Origin of the sequence: Mycolicibacter senuensis (assembly GCF_003284925.1) — a bacterium.
Lineage (GTDB): Bacteria > Actinomycetota > Actinomycetes > Mycobacteriales > Mycobacteriaceae > Mycobacterium > Mycobacterium algericum_A.
Map to the genome: position 1 here is coordinate 39,247 of NZ_QMEX01000018.1, position 10,178 is coordinate 49,424.

Annotated in this window: 10 protein-coding genes; 4 read left to right on the top strand and 6 right to left on the bottom strand. The window is 66.8% G+C overall.

The features are described from left to right. Positions 1 to 20 precede the first annotated feature (20 nt). Positions 21 to 1,244 carry a PucR family transcriptional regulator gene (locus DQP56_RS07745; protein WP_112684371.1) on the top strand — a complete coding sequence of 408 codons (1,224 nt, stop codon included), beginning with the start codon at positions 21 to 23 and terminating at the stop codon, positions 1,242 to 1,244. 24 nt (positions 1,245 to 1,268) lie between these two features. On the opposite strand, the gene DQP56_RS07750 is transcribed toward DQP56_RS07745, so the two are convergent. After that, positions 1,269 to 2,006, bottom strand: a complete 738-nt coding sequence (locus DQP56_RS07750; RefSeq protein WP_112684372.1) for a TetR/AcrR family transcriptional regulator — start codon at positions 2,004 to 2,006, stop codon at positions 1,269 to 1,271. A 119-nt stretch (positions 2,007 to 2,125) separates the two neighbouring features. On the opposite strand from DQP56_RS07750, the gene DQP56_RS07755 reads away from it, so the two are divergent. Next, positions 2,126 to 3,307, top strand: coding sequence for an NAD(P)/FAD-dependent oxidoreductase (locus DQP56_RS07755; protein WP_112684373.1), 1,182 nt, complete (start codon positions 2,126 to 2,128; stop codon positions 3,305 to 3,307). Here the strand turns inward: DQP56_RS07755 and DQP56_RS07760 are convergent. After that, positions 3,301 to 4,701 carry a cytochrome P450 gene (locus DQP56_RS07760; protein ID WP_112684374.1) on the bottom strand — a complete coding sequence of 467 codons (1,401 nt, stop codon included), beginning with the start codon at positions 4,699 to 4,701 and terminating at the stop codon, positions 3,301 to 3,303. The two genes, DQP56_RS07755 and DQP56_RS07760, sit on opposite strands and share 7 nt — an antisense overlap. A 150-nt stretch (positions 4,702 to 4,851) precedes the next feature. On the opposite strand from DQP56_RS07760, the gene DQP56_RS07765 reads away from it, so the two are divergent. Then, a complete protein-coding gene (locus DQP56_RS07765) occupies positions 4,852 to 5,940 on the top strand; it encodes a helix-turn-helix transcriptional regulator (protein WP_165824935.1) in 1,089 nt (362 codons plus the stop codon). A 2-nt stretch (positions 5,941 to 5,942) separates the two neighbouring features. Here DQP56_RS07765 and DQP56_RS07770 read toward each other — a convergent pair whose 3' ends face one another. Beyond that, positions 5,943 to 6,653, bottom strand: coding sequence for a LysR family substrate-binding domain-containing protein (locus DQP56_RS07770; RefSeq protein WP_112684376.1), 711 nt, complete (start codon positions 6,651 to 6,653; stop codon positions 5,943 to 5,945). Positions 6,654 to 6,681: 28 nt separating this feature from the next. Here DQP56_RS07770 and DQP56_RS07775 point away from each other — a divergent pair, with 28 nt between their 5' ends. After that, the gene (locus DQP56_RS07775; protein WP_112684377.1) at positions 6,682 to 7,074 is read left to right on the top strand and encodes a DUF5997 family protein; all 393 of its coding nucleotides are present in this window, start codon (positions 6,682 to 6,684) and stop codon (positions 7,072 to 7,074) included. Between the two features lie 407 nt (positions 7,075 to 7,481). Here the strand turns inward: DQP56_RS07775 and DQP56_RS24635 are convergent, their stop codons facing one another. From DQP56_RS24635 to DQP56_RS24640, 3 genes are all read right to left on the bottom strand, one after another. Then, positions 7,482 to 7,982, bottom strand: coding sequence for a hypothetical protein (locus DQP56_RS24635; protein WP_112684378.1), 501 nt, complete (start codon positions 7,980 to 7,982; stop codon positions 7,482 to 7,484). A gap of 634 nt (positions 7,983 to 8,616) precedes the next feature. Next, complete coding sequence (locus DQP56_RS07785; RefSeq protein WP_112684379.1) at positions 8,617 to 9,618, bottom strand: IS481 family transposase; 1,002 nt, start codon at positions 9,616 to 9,618, stop codon at positions 8,617 to 8,619. Positions 9,619 to 9,704: 86 nt separating this feature from the next. After that, positions 9,705 to 10,178 (bottom strand): aromatic-ring hydroxylase C-terminal domain-containing protein (locus tag DQP56_RS24640; protein ID WP_526022702.1); only part of this gene is annotated, 474 nt, incomplete at its 5' end.

Here is a 10,178-nt window from a genome sequence, read left to right on the forward strand (position 1 = left end):
CATTTCGTTATGCTCGGCCGATGGACTGGGAGAGGCCCTCCGAGCGGGTCTGCGAGCTGATCCGGCAGACCGCCCAGGCCTTGGTCAACGCGCCCCCGGAGGCGCTCGACGAGCTTCACGAAGCCACGTTGTCGGCCATGTACACGCAGGCCATCGCCTCGGATCCGGTTCTCGCCGAAGGCATCCGCCGGAGCAATCGGTCCAACCTGATGCACTGGGCGGCCGCCAATCTCAGTCACCCCGGGGAGCCGGTAGCGGCCAACCTCTCCACGGAGTCACTGTTGATCGTCCGTGACGGGTTCCGCCGCGGCCTGGACGAATCTGCGGTCTTGGATGCCTATCGAGTCGGGACGAACGTGGCGTGGCGGTCATGGATGCAGACCGCGTTCACCCTGACCCGAGACCCCGACGAACTGTGCGAGCTGCTCGACGTCACCTCTCGATCGCTGACGTCGTTCATCGATGCCACCATCGCCGGAATCGGCGAGCAGATGCAGATGGAACGCGAGGCGCTGACCCGGGGAACGCACGCCGAACGCCGCGAGACCGTCGCACTGATCCTGGACGGCGCGACGATCTCCAAGCAGCGCGCCGAGAGCCGGCTCGGTTACCGGCTGGAGCAACATCACACTGCTGCCGTGGTCTGGGGCGACGAGTCCACCACCGACCTGGCCGATCTGGATGCGGCGGCCGAAGCCCTGACCCGCATTGAAACCGGTCAGCGCTCGTTATCGGTGCTGGCGAGCGCGGCCACGCGATGGGTGTGGGTGCCCGGTCCGGACGGGCCAGATCTGCCCGGTGTTGTTGCCGTGGTCGACCGCCTGCCGGGTGTACAGATCGCGTTGGGGACGACGGCGGCCGGCCTTGACGGCTTCCGGCGCAGCCATCTCGACGCCGTCGCGACTCAACGCGTCATGGTGCGGCTGGGCTCCACCCAGCGCGTCGCGCGCTTCACCGATATCGCGTTGGTGGCCCTGATCAGCGCCGAACCCGAACAGGCGGACCGGTTCATCACGCATACACTCGGCGACTTCGCGTCAGCTGATGCCGAATTACAGCAAACCGTGCTCACGTTCATCCATCAGCAGTGCAACGCCTCACGAGCAGCAGAACGGATGTTCCTGCACCGGAATACGTTGCTGCGCAGGATCGCTCGAGCTGATGACTTGTTGCCGACGCCGTTGGCCGACAACAGCGTTCGGGTGGCGGTGGCGTTGGAGGCGCTGCGCTGGCGGGGCGCCTAGCGCCGCAGGTCACGCGACGACAGCTCAGGCGACCGGCCGGCGTCGCACAGCGTCATGGATGGGCTGACCGGGGTCCATCGCGATCCCGAGGCTCTCCGCGGTGCCGTTGACGACGCCGATCATGATGGTCGTCAGGTAACCCACGAAGGTGTCGCGGGGCATCCGCCGCGGGCTGTCCAGTTCCGGCCCCAGCCACCAGTCGGTGGCCGAGGTCGCCGTACCGAATGCCGCGAAGGCCGCCAGTTCCAGCGTGCCGCCGTTGAGATCGAGATCCCGCAGTTCGTTGCGGAACATCTCGGCCATGGCGAGCGTGATCGTCCGGCCTTCGTTGAGCGTCCGCATCGTCGACTCGGACTGCGCGCGCACCCGCCCCTGGATGAAAAACCGCAACACATTGGGGTGCTCGTCGACCAGCGTTACGTACTCTTCGACGCTGCGCTGAATGATGTCGCGCAGCGAATTGGTGGCGACGTCGATGGAGGCGAAGATCGCTGCCCACAGGTCGTCGCGCAGCCGGGTCCCGACCGCCTCGAACAGGTCGTCCTTATCGGCGAAGTGGCGGTAGATCTTGGGCTTGGCGGTACCGGCTTCCTCGGCGATCTGCCGCACACTCACATCGGGCCCGAGCCGGTCGATCGCGCGGAAGGCGGCCTCGACGATCTCGCCGCGGACCTTCTTGCGGTGTTCGCGCCACCGCTCACTGCGCGCATCGACCTTTTGCCCGCCGTTGTCGGCCGGCTTGGGCCTGCTCGTTCCGCGCACGTCAAGCACCTTACCGCGTTGCCGCGGCTGACCTGGGGAGACCGCGCGGTGACCTGGTCCGTTAGCATCGATAGACAGTTCCCGCGGCGTGATGACGCGCATATTTGAGACGAGATGTAGTGACCCAACGATTCGACCTGGCCATCGTCGGCGGCGGCCCGGCGGGATCGGCAGCGGCCTGGCAGGCCCGTCAGGCCGGCGCGAGCGTCGTAATCGTGGACAAGGCCGATTTCCCCCGTGACAAGCCCTGCGGTGATGGGCTGACCGCCCGCGCGGTCAGCTATCTGCAGAAGATGGGGCTGGCCGAACAGGTCGCCAAGTTTCACCAGGTCAACCGGGTGAAGGTGTTCAGCCCCAGCGAGTGGGAACTGTCATTTCCGCGCCGCCCCGGAATGCCCGACCACGGCTACGTCGCGCGCCGGCCCGAGCTGGACACCCTGCTGCTCAAGCACGCCGAGTCCGCCGGCGCCGAAGTCCGTCAATCGGCCGAGGCCAGCGCGCCGATTCTTGACGATTCCGGCCGGGTCACCGGGGTCTTGCTCAAGAGCGGCGAGCAGGTGCTGGCCGACGCGGTGATCGCCGCCGACGGCGCCTACTCACCGATCAAGCGCGCGCTGAAACTGGACTCGGACTACAACGGCTATTCCGCGATCGCGATCCGCGCCGAGATGCCGGCGGTGCGTCCCGACGTCGACTCGCTCGACATCTACCTGAAGCTGGTGTTCGAAGGCGACCAGCTGCCCGGCTACGGCTGGGTGTTCCCACTGGGCGACGGGCGGGTCAACATCGGCCTGGGCTATGTCAACAGTTACAAGAACTGGCAGGCCATCAATGCCACGCACTTCCTCGGCGAATTCCTGGAGACCCTCCCGCGCGAATGGGAGCTGCCCTCGATCACCGAGCTGAAGCAGTCCAAGACGGTGCGGGCCTGGCGGCTGCCGATGGGTTTCACCGCGTGGCCGCCGTGGCGTCCCGGTGTGTTGTTCGTCGGCGACTCACTGGGTGCGGGCCGACCGACCTCCGGCGCCGGGATCTCCAAGGCGCTGGAATCGGGGTTGGCCGCCGGTGAGTGCGCCGTGGCGGCGTTGACCAACGCCGGCCCAGACGACTTCACCAACTACGCCCAGCGGATGCAAGCCGCCTGGGGCCGGGAGTACCGGCGTGGCCGGTTCTTCCACAAGCTGGCCGGTCGGCCGGCGGTGGCCAACGCGGGCCTCAAACTGCTGGACAACGCGCGCTTCCGCGACGTGCTGCTGACCCGGTTGTACAGCGGCCAGCAGGGGCCGTCGCACACCTACTGAGCGGTGTCGGCTTGTCCCCCCGCAGCGCAGTCGACCGCGCTCCGGCGCTGCCGGACACGGGCGTAGATCGGCTCGGCGGCGACCGTGGTGAAGGGCACCGCTAGCGGAAAATCAGTACTCAACGAGCTGAATTCGCAACGCCGGACACAGGTGGCCAGCGCCAGGGCGGCTTCCAGCATGGCGAAGTGATCGCCCACGCATTTGCGCGGTCCGCCGCCGAACGGCAGATACTGCCAACGGTCGCGGGCCGCAGCGTTCTCCGGGCTGAACCGGTCCGGGTCAAACTGGTCTGGACGCTCCCACAGCGCCGGATCGCGGTGCAGCGCATAGACCCCGACTCCGACCAGCGAATCGGCCTGCACACGGTAGCCGTCGACGGCGATATCGCGCACCGCTGTTCGGCCGTTCAGCGCGCCGGGCGGACACAACCGCAGCGCTTCGTGCAGCACCTGGACGGTGTAGGGCAATCGGGCCACATCGTCTGGAGTGATTTCCGCTGCTGGTAGCGCCGCGACCTCGGCGGCGACTCTGCGCTGGACGTCCGGGTGATTGCCCAACGCCCATAGCGCGTAGGCCAACGTTGTCGCGGTGGTGTCGTGACCGGCGAGCATGAACACGACCAACTCATCACAGATCTCGCGGTCGGACAATCCACAACCCGTTTCCGGGTCGACGGCGGTCATCAACCCACGCACCAGCGGCGCGTCGCGCGTCGGGTCCGCCCGGCAGGTTTGCAGGATGTCGTGGGCGCATCGGTGCAGTGTGGCGCTGGCGGCTCGGGCTCGGCGGCGCGCCGGGGTCGGCAGCCAGCGCGGCGCCCGCACCGGAGCAAATGCGCGATCGGTGACGTATTCCTGCGTGATGCGCATCGGCTCACCCAGCGCGGCGGCGCGTTCGTCGAGATCCACCCCGAGCACCGAGCGCCCCAGCGCCCGCAACGTGAGCTTGCGGCATTCGGCGTCCAGATCGACTGTGCTCCCGTCGCGCCACGCGCTGGCCACCATCTCGGCGGCCTGCGACATGTGTCCCCCGTAGTTACGGACGTACTGCTTGGTGAACAACGGTTGCAGCATGCGTCGCCGCGGCAGCCATGGCTCGTTTCGGAGATCGAACAGGTTCGGGCCAAGTAGGTGTCGTATCTCATCATGGGCCGGGGCGCGGTCGACGTCGCCACTGCTTAGCACGTCGTGCGCGCCCTGCGGCGAAGTCACCACCACGAGCGGAGGAGACAGCCACGCCGGCGCCAGCACCACACGGGTAACCGGTCCGCCGGCATCTCGCAGCCTCTCGATCCCGGTGTGCAGCTGCCGAATCTCCCGCAGTTGCCGCCGGTAAGGCAACGGGTTCTTCGGCGCCAGCGGCAATGCGCGAACATCAACCTCGGTCACGGTCATGCCGTGAGCCAACCAGGCCCGATGCGCCGCCACCTCATCCGAACGGCTGAGATTTTCCCAGGAAATCGAAGGGATCATCCGAGCCGCTCGGCGGGAGAATGTCCGATATGGGACGGGATGTCCCGTGAGCGAGGAACCCGGGATGCGGCGATGACGACTCTCGATGATTTTTCGCGGATAGTCGCGGCCGTCTACGGCTCAGTGATGGCTCCCGAGAACTGGACCGTAGCCTTGGGCGACCTTCGGCGCACACTCGAGGGGCAGAGCTGCGCGCTGATTCGAGCAGACGCCGCGGGGCGATCGGTACAGGCCGCGCACCTGGCGCCGGAAGTGCGTGCCGATTACGAGCGGTACTACCACCGGATCGACTACGTGCTCGAAGCCGTCGAACAGGGCCCGGTCGGTGAACTACGCACTGGACGGTCCCTGGTCGCATTGCAGGCCCAGTCGGAGTTCCACATCGACTGGCTGCGGCCCATGGAGATGACCGAGGGCTTGTTCGTGCGGCTCAGCAACGGCCCGGCACCGCTGGCGTTCCTTGCCGCAGGGCCACGCCCCATGGAGCCATTCGTCCCGCTGCTCAGTGCCCTGGTACCCCATCTGCAACAGGCCCTGCGCAGCCAGGCACACCTGGAACGCCTGCACCGCCACACCGATGACCTCGATGCCGCCGCCCAGGCGCTCGGCTATGCAATCATCGTCGTGACCACCGAATCCCGGATCGCCTACGCCAACCCGGCCGCCGAACACCTGTTGCGGTCGGCCGATGGGCTTCGCGTCCGCGCCGCGCGACTCGAAGCTGCGGCCGGGAGCACCGACACTGCGCTCCAGCGCAGCATTCACAGCGCCCTGGCTACCGGGGATAACCAACCGTCGGGAAACTCGCTGCTGTGCGCCCGCCCGTCGGGGCATCGCCCCTACATCATCGAGGTGCTGCCCACCGATCCTGCTGCCGCCCCCGATCGTGGCCGGCGCGCCATCGTGATCGTCGCCGATCCTGAGTACGAATCCGCCACCACACCAGCGTTATTGCGCAGCCACTACGGCCTGACGGCCGGTGAAACCGGGATCGCCCTCATGGTGCTGAACGGCGGCGCGGTCAAAGACATCGCCGAACGCATGTCGCTGTCACAGGCCACCGTCAAAACGCATCTGCAGCACGTGTTCGACAAGACGGGAACCCACCGACAGGCCGAACTCATCCGGCTGCTGCTCAGCCTGCGCTCGCCCTGCCGGTGAGCTCAGGCTCGACCGCGCCGGCCCGGCCCCGGTTTCCTTGCGCCCTTACCCGCCGCGGCGCGGGCGGCCTGCTTGGCGAGGGTCTTCTCCCGGGCGGTGCGTTTGGGTGCCGGCCGGGCCTGTCCCCGTGAGGAACCAGGCTTGCGGCCGCGCACGATGCCGATGAACTCATCGACCAGTTCCGACTCCGACCCTTCCGGGAGGGCCAACGCCACGGGGCAGCTGGGCGCGTCGGTGATCGGGCGATAGGTCAGGTCTTTACGGTGATACAGCCGCGCCAGCGACTGCGGAACAATCAGCGCTCCGAGGCCTGCAGCAACGAGTTCGATTGCATCCCTGGTGGTTTCAGGCCGATGATCGATCGGGGTGCCGGGAGCGACCCAGCCGACGACGTCGTCGAGTGGCAGCAGTATCGGCTCGCCGTCGAGGTCCGCGGCGGTGATCTCCTCGGCAGCAGTGAAGACGTGCTCCTTGGGCACCACGGCTACCGTCGTCTCGCGGTAAAGGGGGATGACGGCGAGCCCGGCGGTGTCGCCCGACGGCCGTAACAGCGCCACATCGACGGTGCCGGCCCGCACCGCGCCGGGAGCATCTGCCGCGGCGACGAGGTGCAAGTGCAGCGGCACCTCGGGGTGGCGCTCCGCCCAGATCCGGGCCCACTTCGCAGGTGTGCCGCCGGGGACGTACCCGAGGGTGAGAGAGCGCGGCGTCACCGCATCAGGCTACCGATACGCTGCTTGCATGAGCAGGCCGAACGCGCAGTCCATGAAACCCGCCACCGCGGCCAGAAAGCTGGATGTGTACTTGCCCGCGACGCCGGCCGAGTTCCAGGAGAACGCGATCACCCGCACCGAACTCGCCGCCCTGCAGGCGGATCCGCCGCAGTGGCTCCAAGACCTCCGCCGCAACGGGCCGCATCCGAAGAACCTGGTCGCCGCCAAGCTGGGCGTCTCGATCGCCGCCCTGGCACGCAACGGTGTCGGCAATGCACTCACCACCGAGCAGATCAATGCGTTGCTCGAGGAGAAGCCGCCGTGGCTGGCCACCGAACGCGAGAGCTACCAGGAGGTGCTGCGCGAGCAGCGACGCCTCAAGGCGCTGCACGCGGATCAGGCTCGCGAGAAGCGAGCGTGAACAGCACTACAACATGCAGGACACGCAGCTCCGAGAAGTATCGGATGAGCAGGTCGATGAACCACCCCGGCGAGGCTATCGGACTGCGTGCCCTCCACGTGCCCTAGTGTTTCGCTCGACACGCCGAAGGCATTACGGCCTTCTCGGTGGAGCTTGTCACACCAAGTCTGCATAACCCTGGCAAGCCATGACTCCGAGCGTGGCCGTGGTCCCGCGGGACCCCGCAGGCGAGTGCCGCATCCGCTGGTAACCGCTCACCGCCCGCCTCGGAGGGCCTGGTGAGGGTGGGCCGGCATCGTTCGCGATGCCTGGAGTTCCCGGTGTCGAAGCCGACCTGTCCGCCCTCACCGTCGGGGGCGTCGCCCCCTCGTTCGTCTCCGTGGAGCACGCCGCGCAGCTGATGGACGTCAGCCGTGGACCGTGCGCCGCTGGATCACCAACGGCCACCTGAACGCCCGCAAGATGCCCAGCGGCGGAATCCGCGTGGCCGTAGCTGATCTGGAAGAGATCGAGAGCCGGTGCGCCCTGACGGCCACATTAAGGGCGCGGCGTAGCAGCCGGCAGCACGGAGCCCGGCAACCGAAACTGGTTGTCGGGCTTGTTCGTCTCCCGCCGCGTTCACCTGCCTGCTCGGCGCGCAGCGGCGGCCACCCGCTGCCTTCGCCGCCGCACACCACGCAGGTACACCCGGCGCGGTCCCCCGCCTCCTCGATGCGGTCGAAGAGCTCATCAGCAGCGGCCGGAGACAGCAACGAGGTGATGGAGTTCGGGTGGATCGACCCCGGCTCGAAGTCCTCGACGATCAGCTCCGGGTCCATCGCGCGGGCGTCGCGGATCATCCTGGCGTACAAGCCAGCCCAACCCGGCCACGGACAGGCCGGCCACGCATGCGGCTGCGGGTCGGTCACCGCTGCCACCGCTGTCGAACGCGGAACCGCTGCGGCCCAACGCACGAACGCACACCGGCGGGCACCGCAGCGGATTCGTCGCGCGCGGCAGCGGGTACACGCTGCCCTCCCCCATCTGGTGCGTTTTGCTCTTCAGCAGGTGCACGTGCACGCCGTCCGCCGCATGTAGCTCCACGTCAGCGCCGGTGAGTTCGGTGAGCTCACTGCGCCTCAGCGCAGCCGCGAATCCCATGAGCAACAGCCCGGAGTCGCGACGTTCATACACGTGCGACACCCGGCCGTCCGCTTGCTCTCGCTCCGCGGCCCCGAGCAGCATCACGTCGTCGGTAAGCAGCGGGGTACGAGGCATGCGCGGCCGGTCACCGCGAGAGGCGTACTGCCGCCTGATCCTAGACATCGTCTGCCACACCAGCTCGTGCACCGCGGGGTTCGGTTCCAGGCCCGCGCGACGGTGACGGTCGAAGACCGCCGCGGTTCACTTGCCCAACGTCGTCGTCGAGTACGCCCGCTCCCCGTTCTCAGCAACCGTCTCGGCAGCGTCGACCAGGTATGCGGCGATCACCGCCGAGTGCGCCGGTAACGACTCGTATCCGTTGCGCCGGCACCAGCCCTCGAACCGCCGCCACGCCGAGGCCTAGGTGTATGAGGCCATAAGGTTGGTGACGCCTGTGGTGAGCAGTGCTGCCGGCGGCTGTCCGGCCGATGCGCTGTGCGGCCTGTGATAGTTGTAATGGATGTTCCATATGCTGAGGGCGTCTGCGCGCTCTTGTTCTGACGTCCAGCCTCGCGCGTAGAGGAACTCTTCGGCGAGAATTCGGTTGTATCGCTCCACTTTTCCATTGTGGCGTGGGGCGTAGGGGCGGATCCTTTGGTGGCGTGCCCCGAGCATGGCGCGGGCGAATGCATCGGCTCTGTAGCAGGCTCCATTGTCTGTGACGATCCGTTCAACCTGGGTGATACCGTGAGCGGCAAGCCAGGCTCGAGCGCGATGCATGAATCCGACGGCCGTAGAGGCCTTCTCGTCTTCTAGTGCTTCTGTGTAGGCGAGGCGGGAGTAGCCATCGACGGCGGAATGCAGGTAGACGTAGCCACCGCGTTCGCCTTTGCCCTTTCGCCGACCGACAGCGTGGGCGTGGCTGCTGCCACGCCCATGAATGCGCCATCCGCCTCCGTCGGGAACGCGCCCAACTTTCTTGACGTCTAGATGGACGTGATGGCCCGGGCGCTCGGCGATGATCTTGCGAGGCACGCGATTGCTGTCGCCGGTTGGATCGATGAACCGGCGGCGGTTCAGTCCCATCTGGGCGAGATGGCGGGTGACGGTGCGTCGGCTGATAACTATGCCATCGCTGTTGAGTTCGAATGCTATGCGTGATGCTGACCACTTCCCCAATCGACGCATATGTTCGACCCTGGCAATGATCTCGACTGGTGTGGCTGTTGGTTGACGATGCGGCGCTGAGGACCGATCTTGGAGGCCGAGTTCTCCGTACTTCCGGTGCCGGTTCACCCATTTTGATGCGCAGGCCCGTGAGATACCCATCTCGGCGGCTACATGGGCGATTGGGCGGTGCTGGCACCGCTGGACGAGACGTCGGCGACCTTCTGGTGATAGCGGGGCATTGCGGTGGGACACGGCGGATTTCCTTTGCCTTTGCAGTCGGGTGGTCTGTTGCAGATTTGGCCGAAGTCGTCTCCTCCGGCAGCGCTTTAAGTGCGGAGCTACGTGAACCACCGGTCGAGCGCTTCGTGTAATCCTTCGGCGGTGCCGTCTCCGACCCAGGCGACGTGGCCATCGGGTCGGATCAAGGCGGCATCAGGGGCGGCCACTGTGCCGACGGCCGGCAGATCCCAGGCGCAACTGGATTGCGCGATAGCCATTGAGACGCGGTGCTCCCAAGGCGCTAAGTCGAAGTCCCATGTTCGGTCACCGAACTTCAGGAGAATGCCGCGAGCGGGATGCAGGAGTGTGAACAGCCGTACGAGACCGGTTGACGTTCGCAGATCGAGATCAGGCATGCGGCGACCGAGAAGCGGGTGTCCCTCACCAAGGTTGTAACGGATGTCCAGGCCACACATCATGGCGGCGAACTGTATGCGGGTTTCTTGCATCTCCAGCAGTTCGGCCATGGTGTCACGTAGGGCATCGATGCGCTCGCCAGGGCCATTGAGCGCGGTCTGGGCCATGGTGTTGTG

Bases quoted from the DNA above. Each gene is read 5' to 3' on its own strand.
- DQP56_RS07745 (WP_112684371.1), top strand. From the start codon at position 21: ATGGACTGGGAGAGGCCCTCCGAGCGGGTCTGCGAGCTGATCCGGCAG.
- DQP56_RS07760 (WP_112684374.1), bottom strand. From the start codon at position 4,701: ATGACCGTGACCGAGGTTGATGTTCGCGCATTGCCGCTGGCGCCGAAG.
- DQP56_RS07765 (WP_165824935.1), top strand. From the start codon at position 4,852: ATGACGACTCTCGATGATTTTTCGCGGATAGTCGCGGCCGTCTACGGC.
- DQP56_RS07775 (WP_112684377.1), top strand. From the start codon at position 6,682: ATGAGCAGGCCGAACGCGCAGTCCATGAAACCCGCCACCGCGGCCAGA.